Genomic DNA, 15,575 nt, shown 5'->3' with positions numbered 1-15,575 from the left:
CGGCCAAGTTCCCCTCGTCTTGGCGTTTGGACGCCAATCGCACCCCCTCCTGGTTCGGTTGGTCTACGCTGATTCAATTTGATGCCGTTAGCCATTCTCTGACAAGCCCTCCGCAGAGAAATTGATCCCGGATTTCACGACCTTTTCAGGGAGGCGCCATGGAAAGAACATGGATACCGGAATACGTGGTCTACCCAACCTCCGGGCCGTCGCCGGTATCATTCCCGCAGCTTATTGATTTGGCAACTCGGGAGGACGCGCCGTCCCCAGACGTCTGGCTGGCGGGTAAGGACGGGACGCTCTGGCATTATGGTGGCGGAGCCTTCCCTCCTCGTATTGCAGGCCAGGAACCCAGCCCTGGCAATGTCACCGGCTTAGCCGTGGCACTCGACGACGGATTGTGGGTCGTGCTCCCGAGTCAACCCCCGAAAGACTTCCGGAGCCGACCACTAAGAGGCAGTCACGCAGGAAACGTCAGAGGGCGGCCCACATCCGGGCCCCCCTCTGGCGTTCACGGACTAGGCCACCGAATTGCGCAGGGTTGGAACACCGCCTCTTCACCAGTAGAACGAGAAAGCGCATCGGCTGCAAGCAAGGGGCAAGAATGCCTATGTATGTGGCTTGCTGGTCACCACTGCTATTCGGACGCTCGCCATTGAGCGAGGATCATTTGCGCATCCAGAGTTAGGGGGTGAGCGGGCCCTAGCACCCGCAGCAGGTCGTCCACAAGTTCGGTGAAAGCGATGACCGCCTCGTCCGAGCCCCCCCAATGCACCTGCAAAAGACCGAGGGTGGTCCGGGCCTCCAGGGTTGTCACATCGTCGGGCCCCAGTACCCGCAGCAGGGCGTCCACATTTTCGGTGAGAGTGACGACCGCCTCGTCTGCGTCCCCCGATTCCAACTGATAGCGACCGAGGGCAGCCCGGGCCTCCAGGGTTCTCACATCGTCGGGCCCTACTATCCGCAGAAAGCCGTCCACAAGGACGGTGTAGGTGATGACGGCCCCGTCCACGTCCCCCGATTCCCCCTGCCATCGGCCGAGGGAGGACCGGACCTCCAGGGTTCTCACATCGTCGGGCCCGAGTACCCGCAGCATGTCGTCCACCAGGTGGGTGAGGGCGGCGAGGGCCCCTTCTGCGTCCGATTCCCTCTGCCAATGAGCCAGCATGCTGCGGTTGGTCAGAATGTTGGGGTGGTCGGGTCCCAGTACCCGCAGAGAGTGGTCCAGCACTTCGGTGTAGGCGGTGACGGCCCCGTCCACGTCCCCAGCTTCCCACCGCCTATGTGCAAGGTTGGCTCGGGCATTGAGGGTGCTTGGGTGGTCGGGCCCCAGTACCCGCAGAAAGTCCTCCAGTACTTCGGTGTAGGCGGTGACGGACCAGTCCAGGTCCCCAGTTTGCCCCCGCCAATAGGCAAGGTTGGCCCGGGCAGCCAGGGTGCTCGGGTGGTCCGGCCCTAGTACCCGCAGCAAGTCCTCCACCAGGTCAGTAAAGAGGCTGACGGCCTCGTCCTCATTCCCTGATTCCCCCTGCCATCGGGCGAGGTGCTGACGAGCGGTCAAAATGTCGGGGTGGTCGGCTCCCAGTACCCGCAGAGAGTCCGCCAACACCTCGGCGAAGGCGCTGACAGCCCCGTCAGAGTCTCCTGACTCCCCCCGCCACCGGGCGAGGACGACCCGGGTGGCCAGAGTGGCGCGGTGATCGGGACCGAGCACCCGCAAAAAGACCTCCAGTAGCTCACCAAGCGCCGTGACCGCCCCCGCCGCGTCGCCCGATTCCCCTCGCCAAGCGGCGAGGGTCATCCGGGTGGTGAGAGTTCCTGAGTGGTCGGGACCGAGAACCCGGACTTTGTCATCCAGTAGTTCGAAGGCCGCGCTGATGGCTCCACCCACGTCCCCTGAATCCGCCTGTGCGTTGGCAAGGCGCTGACGGATGTCCAGGGTCTGGGGATGATCAGGACCAAGATGATGACGGGAGGAACTGAGCAACCCCTCCCAGTAGGCGTGCGTGGCGTCGACGAGACCGCTTGCCGTGAGGCTGTCCCCGGTACGGAAGAGAACTGGATGGCCCTCTGGCTGCCACAGCACACCTGGGGCATGACCGGTCAAGGCGTCAACATTGGCACGCAGGGTGTGGGTGAGAGAGGTATCGCGCTCGATCTGCGGCCAAGCGCTGTAGAGCGCGGCGGCACAGCTGCGGGCAACGGCATCGTGCTGGTCGCGAGGGAGGGCCTCTCGGGTGGCACGCTGGACAAGGTTGTGGACGCGCAGCGCCTGGTGGGGGGTGTTGGGCGTGTGGTCGACCAGGCTGAGCCTGTGTAGGCACCGCAGCGCGTCTGCCGCATCCTCCGCACTGGCCGCAAGCGAGTGCCCATCCAGGGCGTCGGCGCTCTCCCAAAGCGTGCGGTGTTCGGTCAGATAGGCCAGCGCGGGAGGACTGGTGAGGACGGTGGCGGGAATGCCGTTGGGATCCAACATGCTGGCGAGTTGTAGCAGAGGGCGTGCCAGGCCCCTCGGCCTGAGGCGGTCGGCGTGCTCGGTGGAGAGCGACCAGGAGGCGGCCAGGGTGGCTCGCTGATCATCGGGCAGGCCGCTGTTCTCAGGAGCCAGATCGGCCAGTGCCCGACGGCGGTCGGCCAACCGCGTGCGGTAGCCGGCGCAATCTAAATGGAGGTCGAGAAGGTAAGCGGCGGCCTGGGACAGCGCCAAGGGTAGGTGACCCAGATCCGCGGCGAGCCCCGCGATTTGGTCGGGATGGTCCGAGCGGTCTTGGGCGGCGAGTTTCGCGGCGAGGTAGCCCGTGGCTTCGGCGGGGGTGAACAGGCCGACATCGACGCGGCGGCGCTTTTGGCCAAAGAGAGCGGCGTCACGGCGCCGGGTGGTGATCAGCACCCGGCACCCGGGCTGGGCGACGGGCCATAGGCCTTGCAGGTCGGCGGGGTCGGCAAGGTCGTCCAGCACGATCAGCCACCTGCGATCGGTGGTTTGGGCCCAGGTCAGGAAACGGGTGGCCGCCTGTGCGGGATCGCCCGGGTCGGCCCCGGTAACGTCGGTGCCGGTTTGCGCATATCCCGTGACGATCGCTTCCCGGCTGGAGGCGGTGACCCATACCAGCAGGTCCACCATCCTGGCCTGCTGGACCGTGCGGGCGTAGCGAGCGACGAGTTGTGTCTTACCGGTGCCGGCGGCCCCGGTCAGTACTGCTGTTCCGCCGGCGAACATCGCGGAATCCAGAGCAGTGAGCGCCCCACGGTGCTGGAAGCACTCCGCCTGGCCCGGGATCGCCCCCACCTGGTGCGGCCAGGACAAAGCCGTCCGCGGCGCGGCAGGAAGAGCCAAATGCTCGATGCGCAGGTACTGAGCGGCGACGGAACCGTACTGGGCCAGGATCGATGTCTCTGCAATGACACGCGGGCTTTGCTCAGCGCCGGGTGCGGTCAGCTCCGATCCGGACCCGGCCGCGAAGGGTTTCCCAGGCTCACGTCACCCATCACCCCGGCAGCCGCGGACCCGTGATCGGCCCGGATGCTCGCGTCCCCGCCGACAGCCAGTCCCCCGTCCCCGGCCGAGACTCCAGCAGGGGCCTGGCCTGCCAGGGCCACCAGCTCGCGCAACCGACCGGTCGCTTCCGCCCGTTCGGCCTCGTCCAAAGTCTCCAGCCAGTCCTGAAGGCGGGTCTGCCAGGAGGCCGCCATATCGGCACGTATCCGTTCGGTCTCCTGGGCGCCGACACTGTCCAGGTCCGCCGCCGACCGGTCCAGACGTTCCAGAGCAATGCGGCTTCCCGGTGAGCCGTCCTGACCGAAGACGCGGGCCAGCCGTTCCCGGAAAGCCGTCCAGATATCCGTCCCAGCGGCCGTGGCCACCGCTGCCCCGCCGGCCGAAGCAAGAGCAACCAATGCTTGATCCAGCATTCCAACCCCCGTGATCCGCACCGCACATGACGAACAGAGCTCCACAGCAGAGCGTACCGACCCGCACGGAGCACAAGTGCAGGACGGGCAACATCAACCGGCTACCCGCCCCCGCCCGAGGAGAAATCCGACGACATGAAGACGACCGTCAGGGCAGCACTCGTCGGTCTCGTCGACATCGTCGCCGCACGAGTTGCAGAACCAGTAGACGGGCTCGCGTTCTTCCTCAGGCATGGCTTCTTCTTACTCCTCACCGCTGATGGCATCGTCCGTGGTCACCTTCGGACGCTTGGTACCGCGGCGCTGATCGCGCAAGGCAGCGAGCAGCTCTTCGGGTTCGGGCCGCAGCCCGCTGCCCAGGTAGCGGATTCCCTCCCCCTCGGGCGGGGTGTCGGTGGCCTTGCCGATGGGGTGACGGCGGCTTGTCGAGGTCCGCCATCCGTAGCGGGAGTCCCACACCACGGCCGGTGCCGGCTGGTCGGCGTCGAGCGGCACGGCGGCCGCGAGGTGCTCTCCTTCGAGCTGGCGCATCTCCACGTGGGCCTGCTGGGCGATGCCGGCTGCGGCCAGGAAGTCGGCGGTGTGCTGCAGGTACGGCTTGGCGCTGCGGGCGCGCAGTTCGCGCTCGGCGACTGCGATGGCGCCGCGGTGGGTGCTGGTGGGGTAGCCGAGCTGGAGGGCGGCGTCCTTCAGGTCGAGGTCGGGCCGGTTCTCGACGAGGTCGGCGATGCGTCGGCCGCGCAGGGTGGCCAGGCCGGACTGCGCGGTGGGGAACTTGGTGATGCCGAGGGTGTCGGAGACGGTTTCCACGGTGATGGCGGGGTTGGCGTCCAGGAGCTCGGCGATCCGCGGGAGGATCTGGTCGCGGGGGATCATGTCGCCGCTGCCTTCGCGGCGGCCGCCGCCGGCGCCGCGGCCGGGCCGGCTGTTCTTGTAGGCGAGGACCAGGCGGCGGGGCCAGTGCTCGGTGCCCTTGGGGCCTTCGGGTACGAGGACGACACCATCGACCAGGTCCTGGTCGCGCTTGTACGTGTTCCAGGTCACGGGGGCGATGCCGAGCAGCTCGGCGGCCTCGTGGCGGTCCAGGAGGTCCTCGTCGTCGTCGGTCCGGGGCAGTTCGGGAATGGGCCGGTCGGCGTAGTAGGCCTTGGTCTGCTCCGAGTCCCAGAGCTGGTTCCGGGCGTTGGGCGAGCTGATCGGCGCCGGGTGGCCTTCCGCCGCGTACGGCTTCTGGTTCCGGATGGTGACGAGCTTCTTGCCCAGGAGGTCGGCCAGGTCGGACATGGTCTGGACGTACTTCAGGCGTCCGGCGCGGATCATGTGCTTCTCCTACATCACGGGGGCGGGGCGCCCATGGCGCCCCGCCCGCGGGGCGTGTCAGTCGTTCGAGGGGTCGGGCAGGCAGAACGGGTTGCACGGCTCGCCGGCTTCGGCGCCGCATCCGTCGCAGGGGCGGGCTGCCGCCTCGACGAGCGGGCGGAGGACGGCGAAGGCGCTGTCGGCGCCGGTGTGCGGGGTGAGTTCGCCGCCGCCGATGACGTACAGGGCGTGCGGCGGGCGATTGGTGGTGCGCACCCGGATGCCGGCGGTATCGCCCGGGCCGCTGGCGAGGTCGGGGATCGCCAGGACGCCGGCGGCGGGGATGACGGTGACGCCGGCTTCCGCCAGGAGCTCGGCGAGCCGGACGAGTTCGGCCTGGGCGGCCTCGGTGGTGGCCGGCCACGCGGATGCTTCGGTCGCGGCCTGGGTCGGGCTGCCGGCGGGGTGCGTGATGGAGAGGGACATGGAGCCTCCGGGAGGTTGGTGTGTTCGGTGTCGGCGAGCTGCCACGACCCGCCACAAAAAAACATTACCCATCTTACGTCATCTCTGGCAAGTGGATGGGGTCCCGCAACGGCGCGTCGTACGGATACACTCGGAAGCGAGATACGCCTCTCGGGTCTCCCGGAGTGTGTGTTTTCGGTTGGCCGGCGCCCTTGCCACCCGCCTCGGCGGAAGTGGGCGCCGGCCGCTTTCGTTTCCGCCGACTGCAGGGCCGTGTCCGAGCACCAGGCAGCTCCCCGGATCCTCTTCGTCTTCCGGGTTCCGGCGGCGTGCTGCTGCGCTAGCCTCGATGCAGCATCTACGACTTGGAGGCCGCGATGCGGATCGTCTTCGACCCGGCCGAGCAGGAGGCCCTGCGGGCCGACGCGCGGGAGATGGCTGACGGCGACCCGCAGATCGCCTACGTGCTGGAGCGGCTGGCCGGCGAGGGTGTCGACCTGGACCGCGTCACCTCCTGGGAGGACCTGCGCGAGAACCTCGGGCAGCCCCCGCTCGACGACTCCGCTCCGACCTCGCACGTCGCCTGATGGGGCGGCACGCCCCCAAACGCGCCCGCATCGTCTTCTACGACGTGGCGCAGGACCAGGTCGAGAAGATGACGGAGGCCGAACGCCTCCGCCTCGACCCCGTACTGGTGGCCGTCTCCAGGAATCCCGAGATCGGCGTGCTGTCGAAGCACGGTGCGATCCGTGAGCACCGCGAGGGCGGCGCCCGGATCCTGTACGTGCCGACGGCCCTCGGCACCCTGGTCCTGGTCGCGTACGTCGAGACGGACTGACCGCAGCGCACCGGATCCCCCGCCAGCTCCTCGACGGAGCCAGCCACCGTAGAGCCCCGGACAGACGTCCGGGGGCCTCGCCCCGCACCCGCTCCAGGAGCGCCTCGGCGTCGGCACGGGTCTGCGCCGCAGCGCGCTCCGCGCCGGCCACCAGCTCGGTCCGCGTGCTCTCCGCGTCGGCGAGCGCCTTCGCGGCCTCGGCACGGACCTGCTCCGCCACCGCGGCCGCCGTGGCGGCGACCTGCTCCGCTTCTACGGCTGCCGCCGAGGCGATCTCCTCCGCCTGTCGGCGGGCACCGGCGAGCACCTGCTCGGCAACCGTCTTGGCGGCGGCGAGGACCTGGTCGGCCTCGCCGCCCCCCGTCTTCGTGACGGCGTCGGCCTCGCGGCGCGCGTCGGCGAGCAGCTGCTCCGCCATCGCCTCGGCGGCCGCCCGGAGCTGGTCGGCGTCGGAGGCCGCCGTGGTGGCGGCCTCCATACGGACCTGGTCGGCGTCCGTCGCGGCGACGGCCAGGAGGCGGGCCTGCTCCGCGGTGGCGGCCTCGGTGATCGAGGCCGCCTCGGTGCGGGCGCCGTCCAGCAGCTCGGCAGCGCGCGCCTGGCCGTCGGTGAGGATCCGCGCGACGTCGTCGACGGCCAGGTCCCGGAGGTCGGCGGCGCGGTCGGCGGCGTCGGCCACAACCAGGTCGGCCTCCTCGAACACCAGCGGCACCGTGTTCTCGGAGGTGGCGGCCTGGGCGGGAGCGGAGGTCGGCGTCGCCGGTGCCTTGGCGCGCCCGTTGCGGGGCTTCAGGTTCGCCGCGGGCTGGCGCCGGCGGCGGGTAGCGGGCTTGGTGGCCACGGAATGTCCTCTCTTCCGGGCGCCTCCGAGAAGGGGCACCGTGGATCTGCGGCGGTGGGTAGGGTCACGGACCAGGCCCTCCGGGGCCCCGGCAGCGTGAATGCCGGGGCCCCGGAGGGCCGTTGTGCTGGGGCGGTCAGCACGGAGCAGCCGAGGGTCAGGCCGCCTGCTCCTGCGCCCTGGCCGCGCCGGGACCGTAGGTACGGGCGAACCGGGCGCCCGCGGCCAGCAGAGCGGTGATGTCCGCGTGGGTACGGTGCTGCCGCTCCGACCACGGCGTGGCGCGGGCGGTGTCCGATCCGGCGTGGGCCCGGATGACCAGGTCCATGACGTCGGACGCGATGGAGGCGGTGTCCGTGTCGCCGTGTCCGCCGGCCTCGCCGATGTGGCGCAGGGCGGTGGACAGGGTCCGCTGCGGGTCCTGGCCGATCTCGTCGCGGAGCCGGTGCGGGGCGATGACCTGGCCGTCGGGGAGGAGCTCCCCCGTGTCCTCGAACACCAGAACGGCGTTGCAGAGGAGCGCCCAGCCCTGCTCCGGGTGGGCGGCCACGACGCGTGCGGCCTCGTGGTCCGGGCTGTCGGCCGTCGGACACTTCGGGGTGTGCGTGCACAGCGAGTCGGGCAGCCGGGTGGTGCCGGTGGCCGTCGCGGTGTCGAGCGGGGTGCTGGTACGCATGGGCTCTCCTGCGGGGGTGCGGGCCCGAGACTCTCCTGGGCTGGAGGCGTGCGAAAGGCCGCCCGCCCGTGGTGCGGGCGGCCGGTCTGGTGGAGCAGCGGGACGCGGGTCAGAAGTTGGGTTTCCGTCCCGCAGGGCGGGTCAGCCTCGCTTCTGCTTCTGCTGGGCGAGGTAGGAGTCCTGGAGCCGGGCGAACGACTCGTACAGGCGTCGGCCGGTGTCGCACCGCGCGTCCGGCGAGCACCCGTTGCAGGTATCGCCGTGCGTGCGGTTGGCGGCCGCGGCCTTCATGTAGCGGTCGTACAGGCCCTCAGCCATGAGCGCGGCGACCGAAGTCGTGCTCCTGCTCGGTCCGGCGTCGCCAGTCCTCCAGGCGCTTCTGGTCGGCGTCACTCATGCCGTCGCCACCGTGTTCCGGGCCCGGTTGCGGGCGGCGCGGCGCTTCATCGCCCGCCGCTCGTCCTCGGACAGGCCGCCCCAGACACCGGTGTCCTCACCGGACTCCAGCGCCCACTGGAAGCACTGCTCCATGACCGGGCAGCGGCAGCAGACAGCCTTGGCCTCCTCGATCTGCAGGAGCGCCGGGCCGGTATTGCCGATGGGGAAGAACAGCTCCGGGTCTTCCTCGCGTTCTCTGAACTAGAAGAACGACACCGACTCAAGGGGCAATGAAACCGATCAACCCACGGCGCCGAGTTCCGCGCTTCGCGAGGGTAATGATCGGATACGCAGGCATGGATCCTCGTGATCTAGGGGTTTCAAGTCAAGATCGCGCCGGTAGGGTCAGAAAGCGGGCGACAGAAAGGAAAGATCGATCCGGTTTCACTCGACCACGATCTGAGTAGGGTTCGTGGTGCCAGCCTGGTCGAACCAAGGCCCGCGCGCACTGGTCGCCCTTCTGGGCATGGAAAGAGTGGGTCGCTTTGCAGAGCGACCCACTCCGGAAGGTCCATTTCAGCCTTAGCGAGCGAGGAGACCTCCCATGGCTAAGAAACGTATCACCTGCAAGGCATGCCCCCCTGAGGGCTGTCCTAATCAGGCGTCGATTGAACCTGGCCGCAGGCCGAGCCGGGCGTATGCCCGGCTCAAGGTGCATGGCCCGGTCGGCGTCGTGGTCATGTCGATGGTGTACTACGGCATGAAGATCGCGGACGAAGTCTCTCAGCTGATACACACCGGGCTGGGAGGTATCACCTGACAGATCGGTTTGGAGTGGATGGCAGGCCCCAAGCCTGCCATCTGCCATGTCAGCGCCAGGGCTGTGACCTGTGGGAAGGCAGCTGGACCCCCGCCACCCGCGTCCCGCAATGGAGTCATGGCAGGTGTTGAACGGCTTGGCATTACAACCACCCACTTTTGATGCCGAAGAAGCGCGGAACTCCTTCTGAATGTTCCATTTGAGTTCTCCTCCACTCACGCAACGTGAGCGTCAGTTCCGAGCTGAGATCTCGCTGAATGACGGAATTCCGAGGTGAACAGCTCGCTGGGCCTGTGAAACTTGCGCATCAAGCTGGGCGAGCTTTGCGTCAGCGCTAGCCAGGCTGACCTTGAGACCTTCCACCTCTCCAAACCATCCTTCGCGTTCGGCTTCGGCGATACGATCAGCGAGGTTTTCCTTGATCTCATTCAGGCGGGGCCGCCGGGCGGATCGGGCCGGAGCATTGGGCAGCGAATGCAGGCGTGCTCGTGAATGCACGGGGTGCCGAATGCCCTGCCACAGGTTCCGATGGATAGCTTGCGGCGCTCGAAGTGGCCGAGGAACTCGTCCCACTCTTGGCTGGTCGGGGTGCGGTATTCCTCGCCGGGCCGGATGGCCCGGCGTCGGGCGATAAAGGCGCGGTGTGCCTCGATGGCTTCCGTGGGGTAGATCGCCTTGTAGCGCATGGTGGTGGAAATGTCGTCGTGACCTGCGAGGATCTGAGCGATGTGGGGTGGAAGGCCGCTCATGATGGCGTCGGTGATGAAGATCCTTCGGAAGTCGTGGGGCTGGTAGTTCAGGGGCTGGCCTGTGTTGTCGGTCAGGCCGGCGAAGGCGAGCGTCTCGTTCAGGGCCCGGCGGATCGTGGTCTCGGAGATCGGCCGGTTCTGGCCGCCTGTGCGCCACTGGAACAGCAGGGGCATGGGTGGGTTCCAGACCTTTTCGCCCGTGTCGTAGGAGCGGACGAGCGGGACGGTGCCGGAGGCGTCACGGATCCGGCAGACGATGGCGCTGAGGACGTCGGCGAGTTCAGGGCTGACCAGCAGGAGTCGTTCCTGGTCGGTCTTTGACGGGGCGATCTGCAGCAAGGGGACGACCTCGCCGGTGCTGGGCAAGGTGTACTGGGTGATGCTGTGGTGGCTCACCTCCAGCATCTCCTCGATGCGGACGCCGGTGTGGCGGAGGAACTCCACGGTCGCCCAGGCCCAGAAGGCCCTGTTCTCCGAGTAGCCCAGAGTGATCCTCTTGCCGTCCGTGTCGTAGACGGTGGTGGCGGGGACTCCGTCTGCCCAGCGGCTGTGCTGAATCCGCCGGTAGGTCTCGCCGAAAACGGCGAATGTGGCGCCCGGAGCTGCGGCGAGGGCCGCCTCGTGGCGGATCCTTGCTTCCTTGAGCTGCCGGTCGGCCGCGTCGACGAGTGCGGGGAGGACCGGCAGCCGTTCCCGGGTGCGCTGGTCCGACTTCGCCTTCTGCCGCTTGGCGTGCTTCTTGTGGGAGAGCTCGGTTTCCTTGATCGGGTAGGGGGCGACCCAGGGCCCCAACGGCCTGGTTCCTCGGCGGCCCACTGGGCGATGTCGAGGTAGAGGGCTCGGACGAGGTTCAGCACGTGGATGGCGCTCTGGCGGACTTCGGTGATCTCGATGTAGCTGCCGTCCGGCTGTCGCTGGCGGCGGGTCTTGGTGCGGATGCGGTCCTTCCACGCGGTCGCGATTCGGCTCGGCAGGCGAAGGGAGTCGATGCCGGGGTGGTGACGTTCAAGGTCAGCCCAGAACAGCTGGGCAAGACTGCGGGAGAGGTTCTCCAGCGAGGTGTAGTCGAGAGCGGGCTGGCGTTCGGTGAGGTAGTCGACGATCAGGTCACGGACCGGCCGGCACTGCAGTTGATAGCGGTCCACGAGCTGTTCGACGCTGACCTGGCCAGCCCGGCGCTGGAAGTTGCGCAGGTTCGCCGGCGAGTCTGGCGGGAAGACCTCCAGGTCCTTGAGCCAGAGGTAGAACAGTGATCGGCCGCTGTTATTTGTCATGATCTCGGCTTCGATCTCGCGCAGTTCCAGGCAGTCTCCGACCCGGATGTCGCGGACCTTGCCGCCCTTGGCCAAGATGATCGTCGCGAGCTGGTTGCGGGCCTGCAGGCCGAGTTTCGCGGGCCAGTTTCCCGGCGCCGAAGCAGCTTCCAGCTCGGCAAAGCCTTCCGGGTCGCGGTACTGGGCCACCATTTCGCGCAAGTGGCGTGAGCGGCGGGTCAGTAGCCAGGCAGGTCCCGGGCGGATGACATCAGCGCAGGCCAGAGACAGCACACCGGATTTGAGTTCGCCCTCGGCAACGCGGTGCTGCTGGGCCCAGGCATGGAGCTGAGCGAGACCGGTGTCCTCCGTCTCGACGGGACAGTTCGCCCAGCGTTGTTGCCAGCTTTCACCAGGGAACTGCTGGAGCCAGGCAAGAACGTTGCGGGCGCCTCGGCACCGGATGTAGCGGGTGTTCTTGTAGGAGCTGCTGAAGAGTTCGTTCAGGCCGTCGAGGATCTCTCCCTTCCCGGCCAAGGTCGCCGGCCATGGCTCCGGTGCTGACCGCGCCGGATACGTCTGCCGAAGAGCCTTGTGCTGTGAGCCTCGAAGAGCCAGAACCGGCCTCTGAGCTGGCACTTTGACCAGTAACGTCGCGGTACTCATCACAGCCGCCCGAACAGAACGTCCAGGCTGGAAGCGTTGTAGCCAGGGGCGGGCGGCCGCGGGGCGGGAAGCTTCCCGGCGGCCTGGCGGGCGTGGTGGGCCAGCAGCTGTTCGACGATCTCGTCCTGGCTGGCGGCCAGGTAGATCTCCGTCGTCGACAGATGCGCGTGGGCAAGGACCCACTGGACATCCGTGAGGGACAGTTCCGGGTCCCGGGCCATGCGGTAGGCCGCGGTGTGCCGCAGGTCGTGGAGGGTCCAGTTGGAACCCAGCAGCTGGTTGGCCCGGATGAACATCGCCCTGGCCGCGTGATAGTTCAGCGGCCGCCAGGGCTTTCGCAGGGTCCACCACAACGTCTCGTTGCAGCCTCGAGGCGCACCCTTGCGCCAGTGTTCCTCCTGGGCCAGCCGTAGCCAGACGAAGGCGTCGCTGGAGGCCGGGATCTCCTGGTAGGCGCGAGTTCCCTTCCGGATCACCCCGATCAGCTGCTGGCCCGGGTGGGCGTCCTTCTCCAGGCTGGTGAGGAGTTCCTCCGCCCGGGCCCCGGTGGAGACCCAGAAGGCCAGCAAAGCCCGGTCTCGGTGGTGGTTCAGGGCGGCGAACAGCGCGTTGAACATCTCGTCCGGGATCCTCTTCGGGATCCGTTTGGGCACTGTCGGGCGGTAGCGGCCCTTTTTCTCGTTGTGGAACACCTCCATCGGGTTGTGGTGGGCGTTCGCCCTCTGGGCTTGGCTCCTTCGCGACCCTCGGGACCGGTCGAGAGGGAACGGGTTGATCAGCGGCCCGGCGCCCTCATCGCTGTGGAAGTCGTAGAACGTCCGGATCACGGTCTCGCAGTGGGCCCTGGTCGTCGCCGCGTACTTCGTGCCCGGGCCGGGCTTGCCGGTCACCGCGTTCGGCGTCCCACGGTCGGGCCGACGCTGCGGAGGGAGACCACTTTCAGGGATGCCGTTCTTCTGGTAGCGCCAGTGCAACCGGACTGGTTTGTCTGCCAGTTGGAGCCATCGGGAGAAGTCCCGCGCGTCAGCTCTTGCCGCCTTGTCCCATGGGACTTCGAGCGTCCAGAGGAACCTGTACCAGCGGAGCAGGTCCATGCCGTACGACCGGATCGTTGCCGGCGGCTTCGACGCGGCCTGCAAGTCCGCGAACCACTCGGCCACCGGCTCGACGACAGCACCAGAAGGATCAAGCAGCCGGTAGGGCTCCTCGGCCTTCCCGACCTCCTCCAGCCGCCCGATCTGCGGCACGACGAGGTTCGCCAGGTCCTTGCGGAGTACTTCAGGAGAGTTCACAAGCGGCTAACGCCAACTTGGCTCACAGGTCACTGACCTGCGGAAACTACGGTCTTAGTTCAGTCAACAGGCAGCAGACCGCGTTGTGTCGCCAGTCCATCCCGGTCACCGCCCCTGTCCGACGACGGTCATCTCGGCGAGCGTGCCGCGGGCCTTGCGGCTGGCGCGGGCCGCGCGACGGTCGCCGTCGGCGGTGAGGTGGCGGACGAGCTGGTGGAACGCGGTGAGGTCGTCGGGCTCGAAGCCCTTCTTGTTGTCCTCACGCTCGATGTCGTCGATGATCCCGGCCTTCGGCCGAGGCACCCCACGTGTCATGCTGAGCTGCATCAGGTCCTCCGATTCAGGTCCTGGACAAGCCCCGGGGGCGCAATCCCCGGGGCTGTCGTCGTTCAGGCTGCTCGTGCCGTTGTCAGCAAACCGGGCGCTGAGGGTGAAGCGTTGTCAGCGGAACCGACGGGCCGTCCAGCAGAGCGTCGCTGGCGGGCACCTGCCTACGGGCGACGTCGACGTCAGCGACCTTGGGCAGTACCGCGTTCCAGTCGGCCACGCGTCCGGCCGGCGTGCGCTCCGCACGAGCCCGGAGCGTCTGGTCAGTCCGGGGGCTGAACGCCTTGGGCAGCACGAGGGTGGGGCGCCGGCTGGCCGTCTCGGCGCCGCCGTCCTGGAGGCGCTCCTGCCACGTCTCGTACGCGACATCGACGTCGATCAGACGGTTGCTGCCCTGGCAGCGGACTGACGGCGCCTTCCCCGCACGGCCGGTGTCGTGCGGAACCAACTTCTGCTGCCGGGCCTGGATGCCGGTGATCGGTACCCACGTCTTGCAGTCGGGGCAGATCAGCGACACGCAGGCGGGGCGCAGGTCGTACTGGTGGGGGTGGAGGGTGGAGATGACAAGTGCCGGGCGGCCGTTGATGTTCCGGCTACGGGTCCGGGTCTTCCGGGGGGCGGGCGGTGCGCTCAATATTCGAAGCAGACATGCGGACTCCTCGTGAGTGAAGAGGCAAGGGGCGCGTCGCGATGCTCTCTCTGCCCTCCAGGTCGCCCGGCTTGTCAGGCGTCCCGCAGGACAGACAGCGCATGCGCTGCGACGAGCACGCAGTCGTCGGGGCCGTCAGGCGCCGGGGGAGTTTGATGAGGCTCTCGACCCCGGCCGCCCCTTGGGGGCGGACGACGTGCTGCGGTGGATCTGATCAGCGGTTCTCGGCATGGGGGTGCCTGTGCCCCTTCACTCAGCCCGACCGGACCTCGCTAGCGACATGACAGGGAAAACCCAATCTCGCTAGTGATGTCAATATTTCGCTAGCGATGTATCCTCGTGTCGAAACGGACGCCGCCGTTGATCCCGTGATGCCGCGTCGTAGGATCGCTAGCGAGGTAGGAGAGGGGATGACTGGCGGAATGACCGAGCAGCCGAAGTACCGCGAAATCGCAGAAGCGTTGCGGGAGGCGATCCTCAACGGCGAATACGGGCCGGGAGACCGGCTGCCTGGCGAGAATCCCCTCGCTGCCCAGTACGGCGTCGCGGCAATGACAGCACGTCAGGCCTTGCGGGAGCTCAAGGCCGAGGGCCTCGTGGAGTCCCGCAAGGGCGCGGGCTTCTTCGTGCTGGAGCAGTTCACACCGATCCGCCGCAGAAGTGTCGCCCGCCTGTCCCGGCAGCACTGGGGCACGGGCCGATCCCTCTTCGCCGCGGACGACAGCCGCGCCCTGACGACCGACAGTCACGTCCTGGGTGCCGTGACACCACCAGCAGAAATCGCCGAGGTTCTCGGCCTGCCCCAGGGGGAGCAGGCCTTCGCCCGCAGCCGGCGCCATGTCGTCGACGGGCGACCAGTCCTGGTGTCCACCTCATATCTCAGCGAGACGCTTGTCACCGGAACCCCGATTACACAGACCGACACCGGCCCAGGCGGAATCTATGCCCGCCTCGCCGACCTCGGCGCCGGACCCTCCCGCTTCCGCGAGGAGGTAGCTGTCCGTATGCCGTCGGCAGACGAGCGCGCCAGCCTGGGCATCACGGCCGACACGCCGGTGATCAAGATCTCACGAACGGCCTATGCCGAGGACGGCCGTGCCGTCGAGGTGAACGAGATGACCCTGGACTCACGCGCGTACGTGCTGGAGTACGACTTCGACGCCTAGTCCGCCCAGATCCGCTGAATTGCTCCACATGAGGAGAGCCTCCAGTGCCCCTGAACCACCCTCCGCAGGAAAGACCAACGGCCGCCCTGGTTGCACAGGAACGGCCGTTGAAGCGACTCCCCCGCCGGCAAGCAATCGGAGTCGTGGTCAGCGCGGTGACCGCGCCGGGGTGCCTGGACCACCAGGGCCCAGCGATCACCTACCCAACAGCATAGACAACGACTCCCGGGCAAACCCAGTACAG

At 67.9% G+C, this 15,575-nt stretch carries 14 protein-coding genes and 2 pseudogenes; 5 read left to right on the top strand and 11 right to left on the bottom strand.

Features of this window, described 5'->3' with window-relative positions; translation table 11 throughout:
- Window positions 1-637: 637 nt before the first annotated feature.
- The 4 genes from fxsT to AB8A24_RS23720 all read right to left on the bottom strand — a co-directional run bounded on the left by fxsT (window position 638) and on the right by AB8A24_RS23720 (window position 5,697).
- A complete protein-coding gene (gene fxsT, locus AB8A24_RS23735; RefSeq protein WP_369477573.1) occupies window positions 638-3,220 on the bottom strand; it encodes an FxSxx-COOH system tetratricopeptide repeat protein in 2,583 nt (860 codons plus the stop codon).
- Window positions 3,221-3,435: 215 nt separating this feature from the next.
- Window positions 3,436-3,912 carry a hypothetical protein gene (locus tag AB8A24_RS23730; RefSeq protein WP_369477571.1) on the bottom strand — a complete coding sequence of 159 codons (477 nt, stop codon included), beginning with the start codon at window positions 3,910-3,912 and terminating at the stop codon, window positions 3,436-3,438.
- A gap of 243 nt (window positions 3,913-4,155) precedes the next feature.
- Window positions 4,156-5,232 (bottom strand): hypothetical protein, encoded by a 1,077-nt coding sequence (locus AB8A24_RS23725; protein ID WP_369477569.1) that lies wholly within the window; start codon window positions 5,230-5,232, stop codon window positions 4,156-4,158.
- A 57-nt stretch (window positions 5,233-5,289) separates the two neighbouring features.
- On the bottom strand, window positions 5,290-5,697 hold the full coding sequence (locus AB8A24_RS23720; RefSeq protein WP_369477567.1) for a hypothetical protein: 408 nt from the start codon (window positions 5,695-5,697) through the stop codon (window positions 5,290-5,292).
- A 344-nt stretch (window positions 5,698-6,041) separates the two neighbouring features.
- On the opposite strand from AB8A24_RS23720, the gene AB8A24_RS23715 reads away from it, so the two are divergent.
- Both AB8A24_RS23715 and AB8A24_RS23710 read left to right on the top strand, forming a co-directional pair.
- Window positions 6,042-6,263, top strand: a complete 222-nt coding sequence (locus AB8A24_RS23715; RefSeq protein ID WP_369477565.1) for a hypothetical protein — start codon at window positions 6,042-6,044, stop codon at window positions 6,261-6,263.
- Complete coding sequence (locus AB8A24_RS23710) at window positions 6,263-6,514, top strand: hypothetical protein (protein WP_331745536.1); 252 nt, start codon at window positions 6,263-6,265, stop codon at window positions 6,512-6,514. The genes AB8A24_RS23715 and AB8A24_RS23710 overlap by 1 nt, the downstream gene beginning before the upstream one ends.
- A 1,283-nt stretch (window positions 6,515-7,797) precedes the next feature.
- Here the strand turns inward: AB8A24_RS23710 and AB8A24_RS23705 are convergent.
- From AB8A24_RS23705 to AB8A24_RS23695, 3 genes and pseudogenes are all read right to left on the bottom strand, one after another.
- Window positions 7,798-7,968, bottom strand: a pseudogene (locus tag AB8A24_RS23705) (DUF5999 family protein); the annotation flags it as partial.
- A gap of 204 nt (window positions 7,969-8,172) precedes the next feature.
- Window positions 8,173-8,349: a hypothetical protein gene (locus tag AB8A24_RS23700; RefSeq protein WP_369477563.1), complete on the bottom strand. Its 177-nt coding sequence runs from the start codon at window positions 8,347-8,349 to the stop codon at window positions 8,173-8,175.
- 75 nt (window positions 8,350-8,424) lie between these two features.
- Window positions 8,425-8,661, bottom strand: a pseudogene (locus tag AB8A24_RS23695) (WhiB family transcriptional regulator); the annotation flags it as partial.
- 352 nt (window positions 8,662-9,013) lie between these two features.
- Here AB8A24_RS23695 and AB8A24_RS23690 point away from each other — a divergent pair.
- Window positions 9,014-9,229 (top strand): hypothetical protein, encoded by a 216-nt coding sequence (locus AB8A24_RS23690; protein ID WP_369477561.1) that lies wholly within the window; start codon window positions 9,014-9,016, stop codon window positions 9,227-9,229.
- A gap of 428 nt (window positions 9,230-9,657) precedes the next feature.
- Here the strand turns inward: AB8A24_RS23690 and AB8A24_RS23685 are convergent, their stop codons facing one another.
- On the bottom strand, window positions 9,658-10,770 hold the full coding sequence (locus tag AB8A24_RS23685; RefSeq protein WP_369477559.1) for a tyrosine-type recombinase/integrase: 1,113 nt from the start codon (window positions 10,768-10,770) through the stop codon (window positions 9,658-9,660).
- A 65-nt stretch (window positions 10,771-10,835) separates the two neighbouring features.
- Here AB8A24_RS23685 and AB8A24_RS23680 point away from each other — a divergent pair, with 65 nt between their 5' ends.
- A complete protein-coding gene (locus AB8A24_RS23680; protein WP_369477557.1) occupies window positions 10,836-11,231 on the top strand; it encodes a hypothetical protein in 396 nt (131 codons plus the stop codon).
- A gap of 665 nt (window positions 11,232-11,896) precedes the next feature.
- On the opposite strand, the gene AB8A24_RS23675 is transcribed toward AB8A24_RS23680, so the two are convergent.
- The 3 genes from AB8A24_RS23675 to AB8A24_RS23665 all read right to left on the bottom strand — a co-directional run bounded on the left by AB8A24_RS23675 (window position 11,897) and on the right by AB8A24_RS23665 (window position 14,150).
- Window positions 11,897-13,189, bottom strand: coding sequence for a tyrosine-type recombinase/integrase (locus tag AB8A24_RS23675; RefSeq protein ID WP_369477555.1), 1,293 nt, complete (start codon window positions 13,187-13,189; stop codon window positions 11,897-11,899).
- A gap of 105 nt (window positions 13,190-13,294) precedes the next feature.
- A complete protein-coding gene (locus AB8A24_RS23670; protein ID WP_369477553.1) occupies window positions 13,295-13,504 on the bottom strand; it encodes a hypothetical protein in 210 nt (69 codons plus the stop codon).
- Window positions 13,505-13,598: 94 nt separating this feature from the next.
- Entirely contained in the window at window positions 13,599-14,150 is a 552-nt protein-coding gene (locus AB8A24_RS23665; RefSeq protein ID WP_369477551.1) for a hypothetical protein, read from the bottom strand.
- Window positions 14,151-14,587: 437 nt separating this feature from the next.
- On the opposite strand from AB8A24_RS23665, the gene AB8A24_RS23660 reads away from it, so the two are divergent.
- Window positions 14,588-15,331, top strand: a complete 744-nt coding sequence (locus tag AB8A24_RS23660; RefSeq protein WP_369477550.1) for a GntR family transcriptional regulator — start codon at window positions 14,588-14,590, stop codon at window positions 15,329-15,331.
- Window positions 15,332-15,575 lie beyond the last annotated feature (244 nt).

Origin of the sequence: Streptomyces sp. BF23-19 (genome assembly GCF_041106355.1) — a bacterium.
GTDB classification, from domain to species: Bacteria; Actinomycetota; Actinomycetes; order Streptomycetales; family Streptomycetaceae; genus Streptomyces; species Streptomyces virginiae_A.
This window is presented reverse-complemented; position numbering and strand designations above follow the sequence as displayed.

Bases quoted from the DNA above. Each gene is read 5' to 3' on its own strand.
- fxsT (WP_369477573.1), bottom strand. From the start codon at position 3,220: ATGTTCGCCGGCGGAACAGCAGTACTGACCGGGGCCGCCGGCACCGGT.
- AB8A24_RS23730 (WP_369477571.1), bottom strand. From the start codon at position 3,912: ATGCTGGATCAAGCATTGGTTGCTCTTGCTTCGGCCGGCGGGGCAGCG.
- AB8A24_RS23725 (WP_369477569.1), bottom strand. From the start codon at position 5,232: ATGATCCGCGCCGGACGCCTGAAGTACGTCCAGACCATGTCCGACCTG.
- AB8A24_RS23720 (WP_369477567.1), bottom strand. From the start codon at position 5,697: ATGTCCCTCTCCATCACGCACCCCGCCGGCAGCCCGACCCAGGCCGCG.
- AB8A24_RS23710 (WP_331745536.1), top strand. From the start codon at position 6,263: ATGGGGCGGCACGCCCCCAAACGCGCCCGCATCGTCTTCTACGACGTG.
- AB8A24_RS23700 (WP_369477563.1), bottom strand. From the start codon at position 8,349: ATGGCTGAGGGCCTGTACGACCGCTACATGAAGGCCGCGGCCGCCAAC.
- AB8A24_RS23690 (WP_369477561.1), top strand. From the start codon at position 9,014: ATGGCTAAGAAACGTATCACCTGCAAGGCATGCCCCCCTGAGGGCTGT.
- AB8A24_RS23670 (WP_369477553.1), bottom strand. From the start codon at position 13,504: ATGACACGTGGGGTGCCTCGGCCGAAGGCCGGGATCATCGACGACATC.
- AB8A24_RS23660 (WP_369477550.1), top strand. From the start codon at position 14,588: ATGACCGAGCAGCCGAAGTACCGCGAAATCGCAGAAGCGTTGCGGGAG.